This window comes from Pyrobaculum organotrophum (genome assembly GCF_055384425.1).
Genome location: NZ_AP042430.1, coordinates 456,320 through 479,816 on the forward strand (window position 1 = coordinate 456,320; position 23,497 = coordinate 479,816).

The 23,497-nt window shown below is 55.3% G+C and carries 22 protein-coding genes and 2 pseudogenes; 13 read left to right on the forward strand and 11 right to left on the reverse strand.

The features are described from left to right. Positions 1-50 precede the first annotated feature (50 nt). From ACZ49R_RS02810 to ACZ49R_RS02830, 5 genes are all read left to right on the forward strand, one after another. Positions 51-1,283, forward strand: coding sequence for an acyl-CoA dehydrogenase family protein (locus ACZ49R_RS02810; RefSeq protein WP_011763168.1), 1,233 nt, complete (start codon positions 51-53; stop codon positions 1,281-1,283). 1 nt (position 1,284) lies between these two features. Continuing rightward, complete coding sequence (locus tag ACZ49R_RS02815) at positions 1,285-2,463, forward strand: thiolase domain-containing protein (RefSeq protein ID WP_011763169.1); 1,179 nt, start codon at positions 1,285-1,287, stop codon at positions 2,461-2,463. Positions 2,464-2,465: 2 nt separating this feature from the next. After that, entirely contained in the window at positions 2,466-4,196 is a 1,731-nt protein-coding gene (locus ACZ49R_RS02820; RefSeq protein WP_464733652.1) for a 3-hydroxyacyl-CoA dehydrogenase NAD-binding domain-containing protein, read from the forward strand. Between the two features lie 252 nt (positions 4,197-4,448). After that, on the forward strand, positions 4,449-4,853 hold the full coding sequence (locus tag ACZ49R_RS02825; RefSeq protein WP_011763171.1) for a translation initiation factor IF-2 subunit beta: 405 nt from the start codon (positions 4,449-4,451) through the stop codon (positions 4,851-4,853). Continuing rightward, positions 4,853-5,677: an EamA family transporter gene (locus tag ACZ49R_RS02830; RefSeq protein ID WP_464733653.1), complete on the forward strand. Its 825-nt coding sequence runs from the start codon at positions 4,853-4,855 to the stop codon at positions 5,675-5,677. The genes ACZ49R_RS02825 and ACZ49R_RS02830 overlap by 1 nt, the downstream gene beginning before the upstream one ends. Before the next feature lie 138 nt (positions 5,678-5,815). On the opposite strand, the gene ACZ49R_RS02835 is transcribed toward ACZ49R_RS02830, so the two are convergent. Further along, positions 5,816-5,986 carry a YHS domain-containing protein gene (locus ACZ49R_RS02835; protein ID WP_011763173.1) on the reverse strand — a complete coding sequence of 57 codons (171 nt, stop codon included), beginning with the start codon at positions 5,984-5,986 and terminating at the stop codon, positions 5,816-5,818. Positions 5,987-6,030: 44 nt separating this feature from the next. Between ACZ49R_RS02835 and ACZ49R_RS02840 the strand changes: the two genes are divergently transcribed. Then, the gene (locus ACZ49R_RS02840) at positions 6,031-8,406 is read left to right on the forward strand and encodes a heavy metal translocating P-type ATPase (protein WP_464733654.1); all 2,376 of its coding nucleotides are present in this window, start codon (positions 6,031-6,033) and stop codon (positions 8,404-8,406) included. 9 nt (positions 8,407-8,415) lie between these two features. Here ACZ49R_RS02840 and ACZ49R_RS02845 read toward each other — a convergent pair whose 3' ends face one another. After that, complete coding sequence (locus tag ACZ49R_RS02845; protein ID WP_464733655.1) at positions 8,416-10,782, reverse strand: tRNA(Met) cytidine acetyltransferase TmcA; 2,367 nt, start codon at positions 10,780-10,782, stop codon at positions 8,416-8,418. A 349-nt stretch (positions 10,783-11,131) separates the two neighbouring features. Between ACZ49R_RS02845 and ACZ49R_RS02850 the strand changes: the two are divergent. Then, positions 11,132-11,314, forward strand: a pseudogene (locus tag ACZ49R_RS02850) (zinc ribbon domain-containing protein); the annotation flags it as partial. A 181-nt stretch (positions 11,315-11,495) separates the two neighbouring features. Here ACZ49R_RS02850 and ACZ49R_RS02855 read toward each other — a convergent pair. Then, entirely contained in the window at positions 11,496-12,299 is an 804-nt protein-coding gene (locus ACZ49R_RS02855) for a menaquinone biosynthesis family protein (protein WP_464733656.1), read from the reverse strand. Between the two features lie 25 nt (positions 12,300-12,324). After that, positions 12,325-13,110, reverse strand: a complete 786-nt coding sequence (locus ACZ49R_RS02860; protein ID WP_464733657.1) for a DMT family transporter — start codon at positions 13,108-13,110, stop codon at positions 12,325-12,327. Positions 13,111-13,152: 42 nt separating this feature from the next. Here ACZ49R_RS02860 and ACZ49R_RS02865 point away from each other — a divergent pair, with 42 nt between their 5' ends. Continuing rightward, positions 13,153-14,472 (forward strand): ATP-binding protein, encoded by a 1,320-nt coding sequence (locus tag ACZ49R_RS02865; protein WP_464733658.1) that lies wholly within the window; start codon positions 13,153-13,155, stop codon positions 14,470-14,472. Here the strand turns inward: ACZ49R_RS02865 and nadC are convergent. The 3 genes and pseudogenes from nadC to thiC all read right to left on the reverse strand — a co-directional run bounded on the left by nadC (position 14,469) and on the right by thiC (position 18,325). Continuing rightward, positions 14,469-16,007 carry a carboxylating nicotinate-nucleotide diphosphorylase gene (gene nadC, locus ACZ49R_RS02870; RefSeq protein ID WP_464733659.1) on the reverse strand — a complete coding sequence of 513 codons (1,539 nt, stop codon included), beginning with the start codon at positions 16,005-16,007 and terminating at the stop codon, positions 14,469-14,471. The two genes, ACZ49R_RS02865 and nadC, sit on opposite strands and share 4 nt — an antisense overlap. Continuing rightward, the gene (nadA, locus tag ACZ49R_RS02875) at positions 16,004-16,930 is read right to left on the reverse strand and encodes a quinolinate synthase NadA (protein WP_464733660.1); all 927 of its coding nucleotides are present in this window, start codon (positions 16,928-16,930) and stop codon (positions 16,004-16,006) included. The genes nadC and nadA overlap by 4 nt, the downstream gene beginning before the upstream one ends. Positions 16,931-17,032: 102 nt before the next feature. Then, a pseudogene (gene thiC / locus ACZ49R_RS02880) lies at positions 17,033-18,325 on the reverse strand (phosphomethylpyrimidine synthase ThiC). A 92-nt stretch (positions 18,326-18,417) separates the two neighbouring features. Here thiC and ACZ49R_RS02885 point away from each other — a divergent pair. Continuing rightward, positions 18,418-19,023 carry a TTX_0299 family putative ATP pyrophosphatase gene (locus ACZ49R_RS02885; protein WP_464733661.1) on the forward strand — a complete coding sequence of 202 codons (606 nt, stop codon included), beginning with the start codon at positions 18,418-18,420 and terminating at the stop codon, positions 19,021-19,023. Further along, complete coding sequence (locus tag ACZ49R_RS02890; protein ID WP_464733662.1) at positions 19,020-19,877, forward strand: asparagine synthase C-terminal domain-containing protein; 858 nt, start codon at positions 19,020-19,022, stop codon at positions 19,875-19,877. The genes ACZ49R_RS02885 and ACZ49R_RS02890 overlap by 4 nt, the downstream gene beginning before the upstream one ends. Here ACZ49R_RS02890 and ACZ49R_RS02895 read toward each other — a convergent pair. From ACZ49R_RS02895 to ACZ49R_RS02905, 3 genes are all read right to left on the reverse strand, one after another. Next, positions 19,862-20,164 carry a hypothetical protein gene (locus ACZ49R_RS02895; protein WP_464733663.1) on the reverse strand — a complete coding sequence of 101 codons (303 nt, stop codon included), beginning with the start codon at positions 20,162-20,164 and terminating at the stop codon, positions 19,862-19,864. The two genes, ACZ49R_RS02890 and ACZ49R_RS02895, sit on opposite strands and share 16 nt — an antisense overlap. 20 nt (positions 20,165-20,184) lie before the next feature. Then, the gene (gene nadE, locus ACZ49R_RS02900; protein ID WP_464733664.1) at positions 20,185-20,712 is read right to left on the reverse strand and encodes an NAD(+) synthase; all 528 of its coding nucleotides are present in this window, start codon (positions 20,710-20,712) and stop codon (positions 20,185-20,187) included. A 159-nt stretch (positions 20,713-20,871) separates the two neighbouring features. Beyond that, complete coding sequence (locus tag ACZ49R_RS02905; RefSeq protein ID WP_464733665.1) at positions 20,872-22,128, reverse strand: zinc ribbon domain-containing protein; 1,257 nt, start codon at positions 22,126-22,128, stop codon at positions 20,872-20,874. A 34-nt stretch (positions 22,129-22,162) separates the two neighbouring features. Between ACZ49R_RS02905 and ACZ49R_RS02910 the strand changes: the two genes are divergently transcribed. Then, positions 22,163-22,354 carry a hypothetical protein gene (locus ACZ49R_RS02910; protein ID WP_464733666.1) on the forward strand — a complete coding sequence of 64 codons (192 nt, stop codon included), beginning with the start codon at positions 22,163-22,165 and terminating at the stop codon, positions 22,352-22,354. A 34-nt stretch (positions 22,355-22,388) separates the two neighbouring features. On the opposite strand, the gene ACZ49R_RS02915 is transcribed toward ACZ49R_RS02910, so the two are convergent. Further along, entirely contained in the window at positions 22,389-22,601 is a 213-nt protein-coding gene (locus ACZ49R_RS02915) for a hypothetical protein (protein WP_464733667.1), read from the reverse strand. A 486-nt stretch (positions 22,602-23,087) separates the two neighbouring features. Between ACZ49R_RS02915 and ACZ49R_RS02920 the strand changes: the two genes are divergently transcribed. Both ACZ49R_RS02920 and ACZ49R_RS02925 read left to right on the forward strand, forming a co-directional pair. Then, positions 23,088-23,240 (forward strand): hypothetical protein, encoded by a 153-nt coding sequence (locus ACZ49R_RS02920; RefSeq protein WP_464733668.1) that lies wholly within the window; start codon positions 23,088-23,090, stop codon positions 23,238-23,240. 31 nt (positions 23,241-23,271) lie between these two features. Beyond that, on the forward strand, positions 23,272-23,454 hold the full coding sequence (locus tag ACZ49R_RS02925; protein ID WP_464733669.1) for a hypothetical protein: 183 nt from the start codon (positions 23,272-23,274) through the stop codon (positions 23,452-23,454). Positions 23,455-23,497: the final 43 nt, after the last annotated feature.

A 23,497-nucleotide genomic window follows, 5' to 3' on the forward strand; every position in this document is an offset into this window, starting at 1 on the left:
TGTGGCACGATTAAAGTTAATATTTAAATAGTGGAGGTTGTTGGGGTTCTATGGTGTTCCCACTAGATTCGATACAAGACTTCTCTGTTGTGTTAACTCCGGAACACGAGATGTTTAGAAAAGCAGTGAGAGAGTTTGTAGAGAGAGAGGTTGCGCCTAGGGCTATGGAGATAGAGGAGAAGGACGAGGTGCCCCGCGATCTCTTGAAAAAGATAGCCGAGCAGGGGTTCTTTGGAATTGGAATTCCCGAGAAATATGGAGGCCAAGGGGGAGACCATAGGATGGCCGCTATTATGTCTGAAGAATTCTGCCGGGTGTTGCCCGGCCTCAGCGTATACTTTGGCACCAACGAGCTGTTTATAACGCCTATAATGTTGTTTGGGTCTGAGGAGCAGAGACAAAAATACATCCCGCCGATTGCAAAGGGAGAGAAATTTGGCGCATTTGCGGTGACAGAGCCTTGTTGTGGCTCTGACGTAGCCGGCATACAGACGAGAGCTGAGAAAGTCGGCAATAAATGGGTTATAAACGGCAGAAAGGCGTTTATAAGTAGCTCAGACATAGCCGACTACTTTATTGTGTTGGCGCGTACCTATCCGCCGCCTGACAAAAAACTTAGGTATCTAGGTTTGACGTTTTTCATTGTGGAGAGAGATACGCCGGGCTTTAAAGTAGAGCAGTGTTACCATAAGATGGGCCTCCACGGCGACCACGCCTGTGAGCTTGTGTTTGAAAATGTGGAGGTGCCAGACGAAAATAGAGTGGGAGAGGAGGGCATGGGCTTTCTCTATGCGATGGAGACTTTTGACAGGACGAGAATAGGCGTTGCAGCGCAGGCGGTCGGCATGGCGCAGGGCGCTTTTGAAAAAGCTTTTCAATATGTCCACCAGAGACAGGCGTTTGGCGTGCCAATTGCCTACTTCCAGGCGATACAGTTTAGCCTAGTGGAGATGATGGCTAAGATCTTTACAGCTCGTCTTCTGACGTATTTAGCTGCAAAACTAGCCGACGAGAATAGAAAAGAGTTTACCTTCGTCGCCTCTCTTGCGAAATTCTACGCCACCGAGGTGGCAGAGGAGGTGATTTCAGAGGCTATAAATCTACACGGCGGCGTGGGAGTTATTAGAGAGACAGGCGTCGAGCGCTTCCTTAGAGATGTAAAAATTACACAGATATACGAAGGCGCAAATAACATACAGAAACTAGTGGCGTATCGTCAGTTGATAAGGATATTAAGAGAGAAGGGCCAGATACCAGAGGAAGTGGCCAAGTTGGTAACCTAACATGAGGAGAGTGGCCGTTGTAGGAGTTGGCGTTAGTAAGTTTGGCAATAGAGCAGACGTATCTCTGCCAGAGCTAGCCTGGGAATCTGTCAAAGAGGCTTTAGACGACGCGCGACTGGGCGCCGAGGATATACAAGCGTTTGTAGTAGGCAACGTCGGCGGCTGGTCCTCTGAAGCTTTGCCTGCCGTTGTAATTGGCGAATACTGCGGCCTGGTGCCTAAAAGCGGCATAAGAGTAGAAGCCGCTTGTGCCACAGGCTCTGCGGCTGTTAGAACTGCATACCACATGGTGGCAAGCGGCGAGGCTGATATTGTAATGGCTATTGGAGTAGAGAAGATGAACGAATCGCCGACGCCGACTGTAGTTGAATTCATCGGCAGAGCCGGGAGCTACTTCTGGGAATTTGAAAACTTTGGCCTAACCTTCCCGGGGTATTACGCGCTATATGCCACAGCTTATATGCATAGATATGGCGCAACAGAGGAAGACCTCTGTAAAGTCGCTGTGAAGAACCACTACTACGGGTCGTTAAATCCAAAGGCTCAGTTTCAGAGAGCTATTACAGTAGAGGAATGTCTCAACTCTCGCTATGTCGCATGGCCGCTTAAACTATACGACAGTAGCCCCATCACAGACGGCTCATCTGCCGTTATTTTAGCAAGTGAAGAAGTGGCTAGAAAAATCACCGACACCCCAGTGTGGATAAAGGCAATAGGCTATGCCAACGGCACTGCGAATTTAAGCAAGAGACTTGACTTTATAGGTCTAGAGGCGGCGCAAGTGGCGGCTCAAATGGCTTATAAAAAAGCCGGCATAGATCCAGAAAACCCGGTGAAGTATCTCGACGTTGCTGAGGTACACGACTGTTTTACAATAGCCGAAATTATGGCTTATGAAGACCTAGGTTTTGCAAAGAGAGGAGAGGGCTACAAATTAATACGCGAGGGGCAGACATATATAGGCGGTTTAATTCCAGTAAATGTAGACGGCGGGTTAAAAGCCAAGGGGCATCCAATAGGCGCAACTGGCGTGTCTATGATTGCCGAACTTACTAAACAGTTGAGACAACAGGCAGATAAAGGACGCCAAGCGCCTATTAGAAAGGGCATGGCGCTTGCACATAACATAGGCGGCACAGGCCACTACGCCTTTGTAACAATTCTTAGCCTAAGCCCGTGACTATGCCGCACGTAGCTGTAATCGGGGCTGGCACAATGGGCCACGGCATCGCTGAACTTTTTGCACTAGCAGGCTATGAAGTAAACCTAGTAGATATTTCACAAGATATATTAAACAAAGCGCTAAGAAATATAGAAGACTCGCTTAAGAAGGTAAAAGAACGAGGCCGACTAAAAGAAGATGTGACAACTGTTTTATCTCGTATTAGGCCTGTTGTTGGTGATGTGTGTAGTGCGGTTGTTGGTGTTGAGCTTATGGTTGAGGCTGTGGTAGAGGATATTGAAGTTAAGAAGAGAGTTTTTGCCGAAGCTGACCGCTGCGCGCCGCCAGAGGCAATACTAGCTACAAACACATCTTCACTACCAATAACAGAAATCGCAGAAGCAGTAAAACCAGAGAGAAAAACAAAAGTAGTAGGAATGCACTTCTTCAACCCACCAGTACTAATGCCGCTAGTAGAAGTGATCAAAGGGCAATACACCAGTGACGAAACTGTAAAGAGAGTTGTAGACTATGTGAAAAAATTGGGTAAAGAGCCTGTGGTTGTAAATAGAGACGTCCCTGGTTTTATAGTAAATAGAATACTAGCGAGAGTAAACGAGGCGGCGTGTTGGCTTGTAGCTAGGGGGTTGTCAACGCCTGAAGTGATAGATGCCGTGGCTATATATAAAGTGGGTCTGCCTATGGGAGTCTTTCTCCTAATGGATTTCGTTGGGCTAGACGTCGTATGTTTTGTAGCAGAGGCTATGAAAAAACGTGGTTTCGGCGGCGGCCCATGTCCAGTTATTGCGGAAAAGTGTCAACAGAAGAAGTACGGCGTTAAGTCGGGAGAGGGCTTTTATAAATATCCAGCCCCAGGCAGATTTGAAAGACCGAACATCCCCAGAGAATTTAGCGAAAAACTAGACCCCGTGATTTTAATGGCGCCTGCCATAAATGAAGCTGCTTATCTTCTTAGAGAGGGTATTGCTACGAGAGAGGATATTGACAAGGCTGTGAGACTTGGCTTAAACTGGCCTAAAGGGCCTCTAGAATATGCAGACGAAATAGGAATAGACACAATAGTCAAGACGCTAGAAGAGTGGGTTAAAATGGGGTTTAAAGAGCTGGCGCCGGACCCACTGCTTGTACAGATGGTAAAAGAGGGTAGAGTTGGGAGAAAGTCGGGAGAGGGCTTTTATAAATATGCCAAGTCTGTAGTTTCTGCTGTAACAGAGACGTTAGAAAAGCTCTATGGAGAACCTTTGAAACAGCTGGAGTCGTTAATCACGGTTACAGGTCTTCCAGTGTATAAAGACCCTAGGAGCGGCGCATTGTTATGGGTAGACGTACGCGAACTTAGGCTTAGGTTTACTCTGTCTGTAAATAGACTTGAGAAGTTTGTAGAGGGTCTTCAAAAAGGCAAACTTATGTATACTCAATGTAAGAGATGCGGCACTAAGTACTTCCCACCTCAAGTAGATTGTCCAAAATGTAAGACGTCTGATATGGAGTGGCGTGAGACTAGTACAGAAGGCGAGTTAATTACATGGACTGTGATTAATGTAAAGCCGGCGAGTTTCTCACACCACAAAGACTATGTTGTGGGAATAGTAAAAATGCCAGATGGATTCAACATAACTGCGTGGATAGACGCCGATCCAAAGACATTAAAGCCAGGTATGAAGATGAAACTCGTCGTCGATAGAAGACCAGGGGAGAACTACATAACCTACTGGTTTACGTCCTCCTAACTTTTTCTTGACCCTGCCCCGGTGTGCCCGGGGCGGGCCCCCAAGTCCCCCAGGGAGGAGTCAAAAAATGGGAGACGCGTACATCGTGCTTGTCTTCTCTAGAGAAGTAACGCCACTAGAGCCCAGAGCTATAACCGCCTTGGCCACGGAGTTGTGGCCGGTGCCGGTGGGGTAGCGCTGAGTTGTTGGCGAGATTTTCAGCCTGTGTTTTCTAAGAGGAACGTTTATATAGTATATATCTTACCGCACCCTATGGATGAGGAATATCTGGCGCTTTTAGAGAGGGCGTATAAGCTAGTGGCTCCAAAGGCGCAGAGAAGGGCTGAAATCCCAAAGATAGAGGTTCAAAATATGCCGCGTAAAACCATTATACCCAACTTCGGGCAGATAGCCAAGAGGTTAAACAGAGATGTGTATTTCATGGCTAAGTTTTTCCAAAAGGAGCTGGCTGTGCCTGGCACTATCGAGGGAGATGTGTTTACTCTACATGGGGAGAAGTCGCCAAAGGTCGTAGAGGCAGTATATGAGAGATTTATCAGATACTACGTAGTGTGTCCAGTCTGTAACTCTATAGATACAGAGTTGAAGAGAGAGGGGAGGATATATGTAATGAAATGTCTAGCTTGTGGAGCGTCTACGCCAGTTAGACCGCTCTAATGGATCCTCTCGGCGTTATTGCGGCGTTTACAGCCGCCGTAATTTGGGCTCTCGTCATATTTCTATACAAACAGAAGATGGAGACGGCGGAGGCAACTGTGGTCAACTTCTCTAGGCTTGTATATGTGTCGGCTTTTATGTGGCCTGTCCTCCTCCTCGCCGAGCCAACCCCCGGCCTTTGGGCCGCCGTAGCCAGCGGCCTCATCACCCTGGTGGTGGGAGACAGTCTCTACTTCTATGCAATACATAGAGTCGGAGGGTCTGTCGCAGCGCCGCTGGTCTACACCTATGTTGTAATTGCTCAATATTTCGCCCTCCTGTTGGGGGAGACTGTCTCCCACTGGCTTGCCGCCTCGGCAATCCTCACTGTAGCCGGCGTCGCTCTCTTAGCCAGAGGTGGTGTAGCCCGGCTGGAACCCCTCGGCATAGCGGCAGCCCTAGCCGCAGCTCTCATGTGGTCTCTAGGTATGGCCGCCGTGAAGCTAGCGACCATGGGCCAGGTACACCCTGCGGTAATAGCATACCTCAGAGCTCTCTCTGCCTGCGCCGCCCTGGGGATATACCTAGTCGCGAGACGCCGCCTATTTCTTGTAAAATCTCCTCTCTTTGCCATCGCCTCCCTCTTAGACCTAGGCCTCGGCTCCGCCCTATTTGCTTACTCAGTCGACAAGATAGGCCTCGCCACAACTACAATATTCGTCTCGACATCCCCCTTAATAGTCCAAATCTACGCAAGAGCCACAGGCGCCGAGAGGATCAGCCCTAGACAAATGGCGGGAGCCCTCTCCATCTTCCTCGCCATATATCTAGCGCTCAGAGGTTAGACCAAGCGCCGAAGAGACGGCGCTCTACACGGCGCTGGACGGTGCCATAAACGAGACGCCAACTAGGCACGCCAAGTTGTGGATATTCCCCCAGTGTAGACCCGCGGCGATTTGGATATGGAAAAAATTGACCTGTTGTTAATGCGGCATCCCCTTCGGCCCGTGAGTTAAGTAGTAATCGGGGTTCTTCTCGAACTCCACCTTGCACATGTGGGAGCAGAAGTAGTACATCTTGCCCTTATACAGCGTTTTGTACTTTGCCGTGGCGGGGTCCACATGCATCCCGCAGACCGGATCCACCTCAGGCATAGCTCTGGTAAACCACACATATATATCTGTACCTCCTTCCTTTTGTGATTAGAATTAGATTTGAGAGAGGCCGCCAGACCACGCTTAAGATCATCGGGATGCACTGTGCCACTTGTACGCTGGCTGTTCAAAAAGCTCTACTCTCGGTGCCGGGGGTTCTCCATGCCGAGGTCTCCCTCGCCGGCGACGAGGCCAAGGTCGTGGCCGACCCTACTAGGCTTAGATATGGCGATTTGCTTAGGGCGGTGAGGAAGGCCGGCTATGACATATATAGAGAGGAGGCCCATATAGTGCTTAAGGCCGTTCGGCCCGAGGAGGTCTCCCGAATAGCTGAGCTTCTCTCGGGCTGGGGGGTGTTTGACGTAAGACCAAACCCAGCCGCAGGTGTAGTGACAGTGGAGTACAACCCGCTGGAGGTCACGCCGGGGGAGTTGGCGAGGAAGCTGGAGGAGGCGGGCTATGAGGTGGCGGAGGTTAAAACCGGCGAGGTGGATATAGACGTAGATAGACGGGTGGTAGAATTAGACCGAGCAGACCTTAGGCGGAGGCTCGCCGTCGCTGCCGGGCCCACCGCGGCTCTGGTGGCTCTTATGGTAGCGTCTATGGCAGGTCTCCACGCCGCCGTATATTGGCTCCAGTGGGCCTTGGCCACCCCTGTCCAGTTCTACTCCGGCTGGAGGTTCATAAAGGGGGCCTACAGGGCTTTTAGGAATAAGACAGCAAATATGGACACGCTTGTAACACTGGGCACTCTCTCTACGTATTTCTACAGCGTCTACTCCCTTCTAACAGGCGGCCTAGTCTACTTTGAGGCATCGGCGGCAGTTATAACGCTGGTGCTCTTGGGCAGATACATCGAGGCCGGCATGAGGATTAAGGCCGGGGAGGCCGTGAGAAGGCTTTTGACTCTTCAGCCGGAGAAGGCTAGAGTTTTAGAAAATGGCGCGGAGGTCGAAGTCCCCGCCGCCCAGGTAAAGCCCGGACAGCTTGTGGCTGTTAAACAGGGGGAGAGAGCGCCCGTAGACGGGGTAGTGGAGGAGGGCTTTGGCTATGTGGACGAGTCGGCCTTCACGGGGGAGCCGATGCCCGTGGAGAAGAAAAAAGGCGATCTCATCTTGGCCGGCTCTATACTGGTAAGGGGTTATTTAGTCGTTAGAGCCACGAGGAGCGGGCGGCACACCCTACTAGCCCAGATGGTCAAGCTGGTGAGACAAGCCCAGGGGGCTAGGCTCCCCGTCCAACAGCTTGTGGATAAGATCTCCGGCGTCTTCACCTGGGCGGTGATAGCGGTGGCCTCCGCAGTTTTCGTTCTGTGGTATTTAACAACGGGGGATATAAACAGGGCTTTGATCTTCACCGCCTCGGTCCTTGTTGTGACATGTCCCTGCGCCTTGGGGCTCGCCACGCCTCTGTCAGTGGTGGTGGGAGTGGGGAGGGCGGCTGAAAAAGGCGTTTTGATAAAAAGGCCGGAAGCTCTCCAGAGGCTGAGAGAGGCTAGATATGTCGCTTTTGACAAAACCGGCACGTTAACCCTCGGGAGGCCTAGGGTAGTTGCTGTGTGGGGCAGAGATGAGGCTCTGAGCCTCGCCGCGTCTCTGGAGCAGAAGTCTGAGCATCCGCTTGCGGCCGCTGTGGTGGAATACGCGAGGGAGAGAAATCTGAAGCTGTCTGAGCCCGAATTTTTTGACTCTATTCCTGGCGCCGGCGTGTATGGCAGAATAAACGGCGTAGCCGTAGCCGTGGGCAACGAGAAGATCCTCAGGGGGATGGGCGCGGAGCTTCCGCCAGAGGTTGCTAAATGGGCGGAGGAGATGAGAGAGCAGGGATATACTGTGGTCTACGTGGCGACTGAGGGAAAGACGCTCGGGGCTATAGCTGTGGGTGACCAGATACGCGAGGGGGCCTGGGAGGCCGTCCACTGGCTAAAAACGCGGGGGGTAGAGCTTGTCATCGTTACAGGAGATCACGAGAAATCGGCTAGAGCTGTGGCAAAGAAGCTAGGCATATCTGTGGTCTACTCCGGAGTAGACCCCGAGGAGAAGGCCAAGATCGTTGAAGCTTTGAAATCAAGAGGGCTTGTGGTTTTCGTCGGAGATGGCGTAAACGACGCTGCGGCGTTGGCCACAGCCGACGTGGGAATTGCGGTGGGTACGGGAACCGACGTAGCGAAAGAGGCAGGCGATATAATACTCCTTAGGGGAGATATAACAAAGGTCGTTGAAGTGTTTAAGATATCTGAAAAAATAATGAGAAATGTGAAATTTAACCTCTTCTGGGCGTTTGTATACAACATAGCTCTTATACCGCTGGCGGCCGGCGTCTTCTACCCAGTTACACTTAGGCCAGAACTGGCGGGGCTCGCCATGGCGTTTAGTAATATCTCTGTTACACTAAACGCCCTGAGACTCAGAGGCGCATAGGGCCGGCCGTTAGTCTTTGCCTCGGACTGTGCCTACTACAAAGAGGGGGACTTCGAACTCGCCTCCGTAGTAGTAGAAGAGGAGTATCTTCACCACTTCCCGCAGTATGAGCATGAGGTCCCCCCTCCTCACTCCGGCTACCTCGGCGGCTTCTTTCCACGGCTTCGCTTGTAGTACCTTGCTGACGAGAATCTTCAGAGCTGGCTCGGGAAGCGTCGGCCTCCTCGCCTTGGGGCTGTAGAAATACTGGGTGGCGAGCATATATACGGCGTCTGTGACATTTTCGTAGGTCATGGGGCCGTAGGCATAGGCAATAGCTCTGTCTAATTGGTTTTTAGACAGGGCAAAGGCGCCGTCGACTTCCCAGCCCCAGTCTTCCAGCAGGAGGAGAACCTCTGTGGGTAATAGATCGCCGTAGGGTCCCATGAGGGAATGAATTAGCCTCCTCCTGAACTCCACGTTTGCATATTTCACATAGGCCTCAGCCTTTTCGTTAAGAGGCTTTACCAAGAGGACGCTGTATTCACCAGAGGAGGGGTTTCTCTCGGGAGAGAGGTGGATTGGGACGTAGCCGTTTCTCACCCAGAACTTAAGCAGCTTGTCGTATACGCCGAAGCCCACGCCGATCCAATCCATGCCGAGTTGTCTCGCCTCTTCCTCAAGCTTTTGGAGCATAAGCGTGCCGAGGCCCATGTCTTGTAGCTCTGGGTGGGTCGCTATCCTCACGATACGCCAGCCCTTGAGCTTGGCGAACTCGGGCAACCGCCAGTACTTGAGGAAGCGGTCTGGGATTATGTTGCCGGGGAGCTTAAGGCCTCTAAGCGCTTGGTCTATGGAGAGGTCGTCGAGCGCGCCTTCGAAAGCCAGCTCCACCGAGACGACCACCTTCCCGTTTGGAAGGGCGAGGGCACGCGCAGTGTGGTGTGGCGCGTCGAGAAGCATGCCTAAGTCGTCTGGCTCGTTTCTGTAGTGCGCCTGTACGTAGATGCCAAAGAACTGTCTAAATACCTCTTCGTCTTTCATGACGTCTTCCTCTCTGAGGTACACCACCTCCCTCCTTCTCACGTAGTCGAGATCCTGCGGCTCCACCTTGGCCGGCTCGGCGTTTAGAAGGAAGGCGTCAAAAAGCCACTGCTCCACTGGATCCCCCCTGCCATATCTAATAGGCTCCTCCATCTCGTAGAGATAAACATCGGTGTCTTTAGACTCTTTTAGATATTTTAGAAAACGTATTGAAAAGCCGCGGCCGGCCCCCTCATACCCGTGTATTGTAGTGGCGAAGACCAGTCTGTCAAACTTCTTGTGTACGGCGTAGAGAACGGGGAGGGGGACGGCGGCTGCCTCATCTACTGCGATAATATCTGCGTTTTCTCGCTTCAATAGCATATACGGCGTCACCACATCTATAAAAATGCCCTTGGCTTTGATAGCCCTGATCTCTCCCCCCTCCCTCTCTACACCTGGCTTGTAGCCCAGAGCCTCAAGCCCCTTTATTGCAAACTCTAGAAGAGTCTCTAAATTTGTATACTCCATCGCACTGACGACAATTTGTACACGGGACTTGGCCTTCCGAAGTTTATGCCCTATGCCAGCTAGGCCAAGCCCCAGCGCTGCGCTCTTCCCCCTCCCTCTGTCTGCAATAATTACAAGAGCTTGTTTCCGCTTTGGCTTTTGATACAGAGTTTCAAAAAGTTTCAACACCTCCACCTGGTCTTGTGTAGCCGCCAGGCGGTATATCTTAAGAGGCAGTACGGCCTTTTCTGGAGGCTCTGGCTTCTTAAGCTCGTAAGTCTCCACAGTCTCTATGCCTGAAGATTTAAGTAAGATACCGCGGTCAACGTCGAAGATTACAACGCCACTGTGGCTGTAGAGACTTCTCCAAAACCTCTCCTTAAGCCTATGTCTAATATCGTTAGGAGTAAACTGGGGGACGAGAAGTGTAGATTGGAACTTTGTTATATACCTCTTCCACACATCTAGCGGCGGCACGAGGAAAATATAGACGCCGCCCCCCCTCACCACGCCGCCGAGACGCCCCACGTCATTTGGCTTGAGGTCGTTGACGAGATCTAACACGGCGAAGTCTTGTGTTGTCCCAAGGATCTTCGGCGTATCTTTATACGGCCTGAAGTCCACCTCCAACGAAGAGCCCGCCACCGCGTCTCTAAAGTAGTTCATCCTCTTGTTAGCGTCGGCAAACTCCGGCTGAAACATATAGAGCCCAGAGCCGCCGCCTCCCGCGGCCTCAAATCCCCTGAGCACCTCAGCCGCAGCTTCGGCCAGTTTTTTATCATCTGTACCCACAAGTACGAAAAGTCTCCTATGTCTAGCCGCCCTAGCCTTTTCTACCTCTGCCTTTGCAATGTCAAAAAGCACGACTAAATATACAAAGGCTAAATAAATTAAAAATCGAAAGAGATAAACGCCTATACATTCCTGGCCGTCTGCCGCCCGTCCCTACGCCTAGGGACTTTCTCCCCGCCCACGCCTTCATGGGTAGCCAGGCTACCTCAGACGCGGGGCCGGGCGGCACGCGGCCCTCCTCAAGAGCTCGGCCCCTCACAGCTGTAGATACACACGTATTCAAGCCTTTCGCCCACATCCACGAAAACACAAAACACTCAATGAGAAGAAGAGACCCCTCTCTGAGACTCTATGACATACCCAAGCGTATTACGTCGGTTCAGCCTGGGATTCAGGCGGAGAAACGTTTTCTGCCGTCGCAGCGGTGATCTGCCCCCGTTGTGGAGCCAAGATAGCGGTGGAGAGTTGCCCCGCCTGCGGCTTCGGAGCGCACCGCGACAACATGCCCATGATATGGGCTGAGAGGAGGTATTGGGAACTACTCCAGAAGATAAAACAACCCGCTTTCCCCACTCCGGCTACAGTCGTGTTTTTAACCTCGTAACTACACTCCTCACATGAACGACATCTACTTGGCCCCGGGGCGGCAGACGGGGGCACGGAGACAGATGCAATATAAACAATCGGCGGCCAGCCCCGTATGACCCGCCCCCTCGCCCCGGTGCACCCGAGGCGGGCCCCCAAGTCCCCCGGAGAGGGGCCAAGAAAGAGGTAGGGGACAAGATTTATATATACTCGGGCGTACAACTTGGCGTTAAGCCTCTTTCAGAAGCCCGTGTTAAAAGTTCGTTTATTGCCTTCTCTCCCCTCGCGCCGAGGTCTCTCGTATAGGCGTTGACGTACATGTCTACAAAACGGGCTGTCTCTTCTAGGGTGAGTCCTCTTGAAAACCTCTGGGCGTACTTAAGTGCCTCTTCTCTATGTGTATCGGCGTATCTAATAGACTCGCGGAGAGCTTGTGTTAAAGCCTCTGCAAGTTCTCTACCCAAGCTCTTTTTAACTACGTCTACTCCAAGAGGCGTCGGTAAGCCGGTCTCTCTCAGCCACCACTCGCCGAGGTCTGTCAGTTTTTTCAAGCCAAATCTACTGTAGGTGATTTGCCCCTCGTGGATTAAAACTCCTGCGTCAACTACGCCGGCTATAACAGCGTCTAATATTTTATCAAAGGGCATTTCCACGGCTTTAACCTCCGGCATTGCTAACTTGAGGAGTAAGGCGGCGGTTGTATAACGCCCTGGCACAGCCACATGCCTAGGCCTATCTACCCCCGGCCTCGCCACTACCACAGGCCCATACCCCTCGCCCATGGAGGCGCCTACTCGCATTATGTAGTACCTATTGCAGATATAGGCATAGGCGTGTACACTAATAGCAGATACATCAAGTAACTCTTCGACAGCGAGTTTATTCAAAGTCTCTATATCTGCTAGAAACTCCACGTGGGGAACCGGCAGTTTTACAACGCCTGACGCTATGCCGTAGAACATATAGGCGTCGTCTGCATCTGGAGAATGAGCCACTTTGATCATGTAGACGACCACAAGCCCATTTTTATCACTTACGCGACGCCACTACGGCGGCCGCGGTGATTAAGACATATGCCACTGCCTCAAGAGAGGTAGGCACTTGGCTAAAAAGTAGAACCCCCCAGAGGGCTGCAAGTACAGGCTCTAGAGAGGCTAACACAGACGCCCTGGCCCCCCCGACTGTAGAGACGGCAGAGACGAAGAGTCTGTATGGCAACACCGTCCCAAACACGCCGAGGTATACCCCCGCGGCGACCGCCTCTGGCGTAGGCGGGCCGGGCTTCAGCAGAAGTGCGGGGGTGGTCACCGCCAGCGTATAGGGCATAGCCCCAAGCGACGCGTCCACCACGCGGCCTCCCGACGCCAGCCTCCTGGCAACAGCGATGTACAAGCCGTAGAAGAAACCCGAGGCAAGGCCCGCGACGAAGCCGACGGTCGAAATTCTGCCGGAAGAGGCCATAAGCACCACTGCCACAAGGACAAGGGCTACGCCACTGACGTCACGCCTGGATGGCCTCTCGCCCCAAAGGGCGAGGGCCAGGGTTGTCCACAGGGGGGCTGTGTAGAGGAGGTACGCGGCGTTCCCAACCCCCGCGTATATAGCCGCCACTGGATACGCCGAGAAGAGGCCGCCCAGGAGGAGGCCTGGCAGAAGCGCCCCCCTTCCCGGCCTAGCCCCAGCCGCAAGCGCCGTCAAGGCTGCAGTAAGCGACCGGATAAAGGCTATCCAGAGGTATTCTCTCCCCAGCGACGCGGCAACACCAATTGTAGACCAGAGGAACGCAGCGGCCAATATCTTTAAGACAGAGCCCATGGCGCCAAGTTATGTTTTAAATATAACCTTGATTATATAACCGTGGTTATATTTTTAGACAGGGAAGAAGAACTAGAGAGACTGCGAGAAGCCCTCCGGGGAGAGGGCTTCAGGCTAGTGGTGGTATACGGCAGGAGGCGGATTGGAAAAACCACCCTCGTCCTAAAGGCCACGGAGGACATGCGGAGGGTCTACTACCTCGCAGTCGGGAGGGGCAACTTGAGGAGGTTTAAACAGGCGGCGGCACGAGTCGACCCCGGCGTGTTGACAACCGCCGACGACTGGGAGGCCGTCTTCACATACTTGAGAGATAGAGTCGACGTCGTCATCATAGACGAATTCCCAAACCTAATAGAGGAAGACAAGGCCATCCTGTCGACCCTCCAGGCGGTGGTGGACGAAGTCCTCGCCCACTCAAACCTAAAGCTCGTGTTGACAGGCTCCTCCATCTCCACCATGACCTCAAAAGTCCTCTCCTACAAGAGCCCTCTCTACGGGCGGAGGACGGCGTCGCTGAGGGTAGACCCCATACCCTTCCTCAAATACAAACAGTTCTTTCCCGACAGGCCCCCGCATGAGCTGGTGGAAATCCACGGCTTCGCCGGCGGGATACCCTACTATATGGTAAAGGTGAAGGAGCCCTTCTGGGACTTCCTGGAGCGGGAACTGAGGGAGAGGACCTTCCTCCTAGACGAGGGAGACTTCCTCCTCCGCTACGAGTTCGAAGACGTCTCCACCTACAGGCAGATACTTGAGGCGATCGCAGCGGGGAAAAATACCCTAGGCGAGATAAGAGACCACGCGGGGCTTAGGTCCACAGACATAACGCCATACCTCCGCAACCTGGAGATCGTGGGCATCGTGAGAAAGGTGAAGCCAGTGTTGGGCAGGGGGAGGTATAGATACGAGCTGGCCGACGGTTTTCTCCGCTTCTGGCTCCGCTTCATAAGCCCAAACCTCTGGCTAATAGAGCAGGGCCTCTACGGCGTGGAGGACATACGGAGAGAGTACAGCCAGTACCTCGGCAAGACCTTTGAAGAAATCGCCAGAGAGGTCGTAGTTAGGGAGATCGCCGCCGGCCGCCTACCCAGGGTGAGGAAGCTAGGCCCCCAGTGGTGGACCAGGAGGGGGGAGGCGAGAGAGATAGATCTCCTCGGCGTCGGCGACGGCGTCGTGATGGCCGTGGAGGCGAGGTGGAGAGACGGGGTAGACGCGGCGGAGGTGGCCCAGGAGCTCAGGGAGAAGGTCGAGGAGCTGGGCCTCCCTGGCCGCGTCGTGCCCGTGGTGGTAGCCAGGAGCTTCAAGAGGAGAGAGGGGGCGGTCGCCTACGACCTAGGAGATATATACAGGATGATGGCCTAAAGCACCTTGAAGGTCCCAACCACCACGGCCCCTCGGCCCTTGAGTAGCCTCACGGCGCTTTTCAGAGTTGTGTAGATGGAGGCTGCGGCGAGGGCGCTGGTGGGGCCCTCTGCCTTGTTCTCCAGCCTAACGTAGGCCCTCCCCCATCTATGCTCCACCGCGATCTCGTGTATGTTTACGCCGGGGGGAGCCTCGCCGTCTATCTCCACGTAGACCTCCGACCCAGCGGCGAGAGATAGGGCAACTGAGGAGTTCAGATTCCGGGGGTACTTTTCGAACATCTCGCCGGCCGGTCCCCGGTCTGCCCCAAGGCCGTGTTTATGTACTCTATGCGTCACCCGCCCCCCAGCCGCGGCTACGACGTCTAATCCGCCCACGGCGCCGCTTGGGATAAACAACACGCCTGGTCCGCACCTAGGCAACTTCAACGCGGCGCCTACGGAGGCCGCCACCAGGTGTCTCCCGGCGGACAAGATCTTGCAGGCGTACTGGAGTAGAACCTCGGCACTTGCCGCCTCTACCACGAACTCGCTCCTGGCGATAAGCTCGTCCACCGTAAATACGCACCTATCGCCGGCCGCTCTCACACACCTCTCCCTATCCACGTCGTATACGGCGGCGATCTCTATCTCGTCGTCGCCCTTAGCCATCTCCAATATGGCGCCCCCAAGTCTCCCCACCCCGATAAGCCCCACCGGAGTCTTGGCGTTGACGAACTCTAGCGATATGTCCAACGCCGGAGCGCTGTGCGTCAGCCTACCCACTGAGATCACGTCGACGTAGGGGGCGTACAAGGCGATGTTCTCCTCGTTTATCCCGCCGGAGACCTCCAGCACCACCCTCTCCCTCAGGCCCCTCTTCGCCAACTCCTCGTGGGCTCTCCTCGCCTCATCGGGAGAGACGTTGTCCAACATGACGACATCGGCGCCCAACTCCGCCGCCCTAACCGCCTCCTCCGCCGAGGAGACCTCCACCTCCACCCTCTGGATGAAGGGCCGCCTAGCCGACATAAGCGCCTCCAGCGGAGCCAACGCCTTGTGGTTGTCTTTAAACATCACGGCGTCGCTCAGGGAGTACCTATGGGGGTCCCCGCCGCCTAGCCAAACGGCCTTTTTCTCTATATACCGGAGAAACGGCAGCGTCTTCCTCGTCGCCGCCACCACCACCCTGGGGTTGGCGGCCCTCGCCCTCTCTACCAAACGCCTTGTGTATGTAGCCACGCCGGAGGCGTGGGCTATGAGGTTGAGCAAGGTCCTCTCCACCTTCAACACCTCGGGCGCCTCCCCCCTGAAACAGAGAAGCCTAGAGCCGGCGGCGAAGGAGGAGCCGTCCGGCAACACGTGCGTCACCCAGAAGCCCAGGAGCTTTAGAAACTCCACAGCCTCCTCAAGGCCGGCTGCCACGCCCCCCTGCCTAGCTACGACACACGCCTCCACCTCTCGCCTCGGCGCCGCCGCGGCGGCGAAATCCACAAAGGGGAGGTCCCGCCTCAGCTCCTCCAAAAGCTGATACGCGAAGAGCCTAGCCTCGATCATGCGAACTGGAACATCCTCTCTATCGCGGCCCTCGCCCTCTTCGCCACCTCCTCAGGCACCACCACCCTGTAGACCTCGTCCCGGAGGGACCTATACACCTTCTCTATGGTGATAAGCTTCATGTATTCACAGACCGCCCCCTCAGACGCCGGGATGAACTCCTTCCCAGGCGCCTCTTTCGCCATCCTATAGATAATGCCCGTCTCCGTGGCGACTATGAAGCGCCTCGCCGGAGACTGCTTCACATACTTCACCATCCCCTCCGTAGAGAGAAACCTCGGCTCCACCCCCAGCTTAGGCAACTCCACGAGGCAGGCGGTGCCGCATCCGCACTCCGGGTGGATCAACACCTCCGCGTCTCTATAGAGCTTCACCTTGGTAAGTATCTGAGGCGCCGTCAGCCTCTCGTGTACGTGGCACGCGCCGTCCCAAATGTCCATGCGGCGCCCCGTCTTCGCCGCGATGTACATCCCAAGGTATTTATCCGGCAGAAACAACAGGGGCTTGTCCCGGGGGATCGCCTCGACGATCTTTAGACAGTTGGCCGAGGTGCAGACGTAGTCGGCCAGAGCCTTTACCTCAGCCCTCGTGTTTATGTAGGCCACCACCACCCCGCCCGGGTTCCTCTCCCTCCACCTCCTAACCGCCTCCACGTCGACGGCGTCAGCCAGGCTACAGCCGGCGTTTAGATCAGGGATAAGCACCTTTTTGTTCGGGTTCAATATGGCGGCTGTTTCAGCCATAAAATATACTCCCGCGAACACTACAAGAGACGCCCTTGTCTCCCTAGCCGCTAGGGAGAGGTTTAGGGAATCGCCGACGAAGTCCGCCACTTCCTGGACCTCAGGCCTCTGGTAGTTGTGGGCTAGAATCACCGCGTTCTTCTCCAACTTAAGCCTCCTCACCTCAGCCACGTAGTCCATAGAGGCATCTCTACCTTTCTTTTTCAGCTTTACTATGGTAAATTTTTCCACTTGACAATGGAGAAAAGTGGGGGAACTAGGAAAAAATTGTATAGATGTATGTCAAGAGGCTTTTCTCGCCTGCTCCCTCACCCACATCATGGGGCAGTACTTGCCGCACATGGTGCAGCCCTTCACCCTGGGCTCTCCGAACTGCCTATATACCGCCCACGCGGCCTCCGGGTCGAGGAGCTTGTTTATCATGTTGGCCTAGTCGAGCCTACCCCTGTACACGCTCACCTCCCTGTCCCACCTCGAGGCCTTTGGCCCAAGCTTCACGATGTCTCCTATGTGTGCAGCCACTCTGTAGGCCTTCACCCCCTCCTCCACTTGCTTGACGGTGGGCAGGGAGAGGTGCTCCGCCGGCGTGATGTAGCACAGGAGGTCGGCCCCCGCGGCGGCGGCGAGGGCGGCGCCTACCGCAGAGGCGATGTGGTCGTAGGGCGCGGCCACGTCAGTCGGCAGAGGCCCCAGGACGTAGTAGGGGACGCCCCCGTGAGCTTCTTCTCCAGCTTTATAGACCAGACGATCTCGTTCAGCGGCACGTGCCCCAGCCCCTCAAGCATCACCTGGACCCCCGCTTTGATAGCCCTCTTGGCCAGCCTAGCCGCCTCGACGAGCTCGGCTATCTGAAACTCGTCGTGGGCGTCTGCGATGGCGCCCGGCCTCAGGGCGTCGCCTATGGAGATAGTGGCGTCGTACTCGGCGAAGAGCTCCAGAAGGTAGTCCCAGTTCTTGAGGTAGGGGTTCTCGGACTCGTTGTAGAGCATCCAGCCGATGATCATGTCGCCGCCGCGCGACACGACGGGGGTCACCCTATCGCTCTTCAACACCTTCAAGGCCAGGTCTCTCGTGACCGCGGCGTGTATTGTCATAAACGACACGCCGTCTTTCAACTGCCTCTCCACCACCTCAAACAAGTGGTCCTCCGTCATGTAAGCCCCGCCGCCCCTCTTCTCAAATGCCTCGACAAAGGCTTGGTATATGGGGACGGTGCCTACGGGGATCTCCGCCTTGCTCAACACAGCCCTCCTCACCGCGTCTAGATCGCCGCCGACGCTTAGATCCATCAACGTGTCGCCCCACCTATTCGCCACCTCCACCTTCTTCAGCTCTGCCTCGAAGTCCACCACCTCTGAGGAGGTGCCTATGTTTACGTTTACCTTTGTAAACAGCCCCTTCCCCCACGCCGGTCAGTCTCTTAGGCGGCGACTTGGCGTTGGTCAAAACCACGGCCTGCCCCCGCGCCAGACGGTCGCGGAGCTTAACTGCGTTGACGCCCTCTGCCTTAGCCACCTTCTCAAGCTCAGGAGGCGTCCTCCCCTCTCTCGCCTGTTGGATTAACGTCTTTGCCATAAGTAGCTAATGGATTCTATATAAAAAGATTTTACACATCCTCAATTTATATAGGAGCAGAAACCAATATAAATATGTAGAATCTGGGGCTTATGAAAATAGCTTTCTTCTCCGGCGGTAAAGACTCCGTCTACGCGGCGTTGCTGGAGTGGCCCGTGGACATGTTCTTCATCTCGGTCTACAGCTTCCCCCGCCCCTCCCCCCACCTCGTGAACCTACACAAGACAGTGAAGCTTGCGGTGAAGCTGGGGGTGCCGACGCTGGTGGTAAATCTGCCCAAGGGCGCCGAGCGGAGGACAAAGGCGGATCTACTCCGGCGGCTCGGCGCGAGGGTGTTAGTGGCGGGAGACCAGGCGGTGGAGGAGCACCTCCGCTACATGGAGCAACTCGCCAGGGAGACAGGCGCCGAGCTGAGGGAGCCCCTGTGGGGCAGAGACCCCACGCAGATCCTCTACGAGGAGGCGGAGAAGATGGAGTTCATAGTCATCGGGGGGCTAGACAGATCTATAGTCTGTAGGCGGGTTGGGAGAGAAAACGTCGCCGACTTCCTCGCCGACCTCAAAAAACTCGGCATAGATCCAATAGGCGAGAGGGGGGAGTACCACACCTTGGTCACCAGGGTGGGCGCCGTCGCGCTGGATGTGCAGTGCGGCGCCGTGGAGAAACACGGCGACTACTACATAGCCCGGCTGGTATGATTGTGGAAAGGCTGGCCGAGTCTGTCGCGAGGAGGCCCTGCGACGCCATCGCCTTCTCAGGAGGGCTGGACTCCACCGCGGTGGCCCTCGCCCACGTCAAACTCGGGCACAGACCCCTCCTGGTGAACGTCCAGCTGGCCGAGTCCCCCGGCACAGACGTCCCACACGCCGTCGAGGCCGCGAGAAGGCTCGGCCTCCCCCTCGTCGTTAGATACGTCCCGCTGTGGGAGGCGCTGGCCGCCGTGGAGGAGGTAGTGAAGGCGATAAAGCTCTTCAACCCCATGGAGGTGGTGAACTGCTCCGTCCAGTACATCGCCCTCAAGCTCGCCAGAGACCTCGGCGCGAGGACCGTCTGTACGGGAGACGCAGGAGACGAGATCTGCATCGGCTACAGCTTCATGCTGACGAAGCCTAGGGAGGAGCTCGCGAGATATATGGACCCCTCCCGGTGGTACTTCTGCTCCTTCGACCTAGCCAAGGCGCTGGGCGTAGAGGTTAAAGCACCCTTCCTAGAGGCGGCCCAGCACCTCCTCGCCATACCCATAGAGGAGAAGATAAAATGCGGCCTCGGCAAATGCCTGCTGAGGCAGGAGCTAGGCGACCTTGGACAAAGGCGGAAGGATCCCGCCGAGGTGGGCTCCGGCTTCCACGCCCTCTACAAGACGCTGGAGGAGCTGGGCAGAAAGGTGGAGGTAGACCTCCCCCTCGACGGCCCAGCCCGCTACCTCTACCACATCTACAGGAAGGCTGGCCTCTCCTACCCAAAGGCGCGGAGGAACCCCTGCCCAAGATGCGGCGCCGAGTTAGACGACAAGAGGTACTGCAAAATGTGCGGCTACTACGGCGGCGGTTGAACAGAACCGCCGCAGACCTCAGCCACAAGCTTGGCCAAGTTGCCCACCCCCATCTTAATAGTAAAGAAGGAAAAGACGTAGGCCCTCCCAGCCCCCCTCAAGATTAGACATACGTCACAAACTTTTTCCACCGCCTCCTCAAGCCTAAGCCCTCTGTAGGCCTCTGGCAGAACTACAACTCCGTCTCTAGCCACGAGGAGGGTCTTCAAGTTGCAAGTACACACGAGGTCGAGGAGGGCGTCTAGACAACGATCTACCTCAGGGCTCTCTAGAGTGACAACCTCCACAGCCTGTTAAATAAACAAAATTAAATTCTTGTCGTATATCTCTTGCTTTTCGTCAGCTTCGCCACAGGCGGCGGCGCCCTCTTGTGGGAGTTTTCGGCTACTAGGGCCAACACCCTCTCCACCTTTGGCCTAGACACGCCGGTGGCGTCTGGGATTGCGTCTTTAGAGAGGCCTAGCTCGTGGGCGTAGAGGACGAGGTCTACCTCCCTGTAGCTGATGCCCAGCTCCCCCTCGGCCGTGTGGCCAGCCCAGAGGCGGGGAGCCGATGGCTTCTCGGCAATGCGGTCCGGAACGCCCAGGTGTTTAGCCATACGCCTAACCTGGGTCTTGTAGAGGTCGCCGATGGGGAGGAGGTCTACGCCGCCGTCGCCGTATTTAGTGAAGTAGCCGAGCATAAGCTCGCTCTTGTCCCCAGTCCCGAGCACCAACATGTCGTACCTGTTGGCGTAGTAGTAGAGTATAGACATACGCACCCTCGCCATGAGGTTCCCCCTAGCCACCTGATCCCCCTCGTCGTAGAAGGGCAGAGAGGAGTATGCCCCCTTCACGACGCCGGCCTTCCCCGGGGGGCTCGGGGCTCGCCCCCGCTGGACGCCTTGGTGGGCGGGGCGGGGGCGGGGGGCCCGGCCGTGCCCGGGCGTACGGGCTCGCCAGATGTAGCAATCGGCCGGTGCCCCAAGGCCGGTTGGTTCATGTAGGGGAATTAGTTACGAGGTTAAAAATGTGGTAGTCGCCGAAAAAGTGGGTTGTTTTGTCTTTTGGAGTAGTTCCCAGTATCTCTTTTTGGCCCATATCAGCGGTACGTTGTCTCGGTTGTCGTTGAAGCCGCAGGTGGGGCAATGCACCCGCCTGTTACTCAGCTCCTCCATCTTCGCGCCGCACTTCGGACAGATGGTCGAATAAAGCCGCTCCTCTAGATACGGAAGGCCGTACCACTGCGCGAGCTCATTCAACCTTCTCCTCAGTTGTCCCAAACCGTCTAGGAAGTGTTTCTTCACTCCGTCTCCATTCTTCTCCTTCAGCTCCCGGTACGTGTCGTCCTCCACTGTGTCGACTACGACAGCGGCTTGGTACTCCCTTGCCAATTTTATGATCTCGCTGGCGATTCGTATCACTACATCTCTCGTCTTCCTAAACCGCTTGGACTTGAGGTGGTGGGCTCTGTCTTCGAGGTGTCTCTTTCTGACGGGGTCCGCCTCCCTCGCGGCCCGTTCCTCGAGACGGCTTATCTCCTCGTGAAGTCTCTCCAACTCCCTTATCACGCCCTCATCGGGAAGTCTCATCCGCCTTACGATCTTGCCGTCTTTTACAACGCCCACCATTATGCCGTGGTCAAGACGGTTCACGTCAACGGCGACAATGGCCTTGGGCTCTACCGGCGTCACCTCTCTGGCGAAGACAAGGGCAACGTAGAGTCTTCCATAGGTCGGCTCCTTCTTACCACTTCTCTTCTCAACGCCGAGAAGCGCCAATTTGAGCCTCGCGCCCTCCTCCAACCTCCGCCTAATCCAAGCGACGTTGCCCTTCTTCAGCTCGACGGCGAGAGGCGGTATGCCGGTTTTCCGCACTCTGACTACGCCGCTCTTTAGGTCGACGAAGACGGCTCTGCCGACGTCTTTCTCGCTTTCAACTCTAAGTTGGGCGTTTAACGGAACCGCCTTGTGGAACACCACTTCGCGCCAAAACACCTTGGCTTGATCTGCGAAGTACCTCTTGAGACCGTACTTGGGAAACACCTCCTCAATTATTCGGTGCGCTAACTCCCGCCTGTCTGGTGTCAACAGAGCGTCTAGCTCCTCCATAGTTCGTTTTGGTTCCTCTTGCCCTGTCAACTCCTTTAGCAGTCTCTTTACATATTCCCCGACGGCTAAATACATACGCGTCACGAGGTCTAAGACGTCTGGCCGCTCCTCGACGAGGCGCCACGGTATCTCTACCTTTAGCGTTCTATAGACTTGGCTCATATGCGTAAAGGGCGTGGGGGAGAAAAACTAGGTGTTGAGATCCCTCGTTGTTGAGCAAGTAGAACGTCGGCCTTGGAAAAAAAGGCTATTGTTGGATATAGGGGAAATTGCGGTTAGTACCCGCCCGGCGGCGTTTGCGATGTACGCGGCGGCTTGTAGCGGCGTGAGGGAGCCGGAGTTAGTCAACAAGATCGCGAACACGCCGGCGGCCGTGAGGAACATGTAAGCCACGATGAGTTTTAGTACAGTAGGTCCATTGCTTAAGCCATTTTCGCTAGCGACAGATGCAATGACATACAGAAGGAGGGGGTCATCAATACGTCAAACACGACGATATGTACGGGAGAGGAGTAGTCCCGCGCCAGAAGCTTGTGCGCCACGTCGGCAAGCACGACAACCAAATCAAGCGAGGTCAGCGCCACGTCACTGATTGCCACGGCGGCGAGCCCAACCGCAAACAACAGCGGGCCCATACCCCCCTCGCCACATGCGCGAAAAAGCCAGAGACGCCCTTTCAACTATTTCGACTCACCTGCCTGACGTCGCCGCTGTCAGGCAGGTGAACCGAGGGAGTAGAATGGGGGAGCTCTGGCTTTTTGCACCAGAAAGAGAAGGAGTCTCATGAACGGCAATAAAGTGTATATAAAAGACGGTAAGATTGTTGCAGAGCTCCGGCTCCTCTAACAACCCCATTTTTCCTCCACCGTTGGTAGTGTTTACTATTCTCCTTCTACTTCTTTGCCGCCGCCATGTGCCGTGATTCTCCCATTTCGCTCTCTGGGTCTGTGGAGACGTGTGGCGGATTAAGACGGCGGCGTATGCACTCGCCACGTTAATTGCCCTAGACGTGTTGACTACGGCGGTTGGGTTGGCCGTGGGCTTTGTCGAGTTGAACCCGCTATTCGACGGCACGCCGTGGCTCTCCATCCCAGCAACGTTCGCGCCACCTCGTCGCGGCCATGTTGATCGCCGCCTCGACGCGCGCCCTCGCCGCCGTCAACAACGTACTCCACCTCATCGGCGCCATAGACACGCCCTTGCTCACGCCACAAGCCGCGTTTCTATTTGCAATCCCCATCGCCGCCATCACCGCCGACGCCGTTAGAAAATAACCCCCCTTTTTCTCAACCCCCGCTCTCCGCCGTGGACGAACTTCTTCTAGACGGGAGGGGGTTGGTGAGGGAGCTTAGGAGACGCGGCGAGACGTTGGTGGTGGATGGAGACATGGCGCAGCGGCTCTCGCTCGCGGCCCTCGGCCTCCGATATGAGGGCGGGGCGTGGCGTATAACCTTCACCAGACACATGTTCCGCCCACACGTCTGCTGACAAAAAACGCACTTTTCTTTCCAGAAAACTCCAGAGGACATGA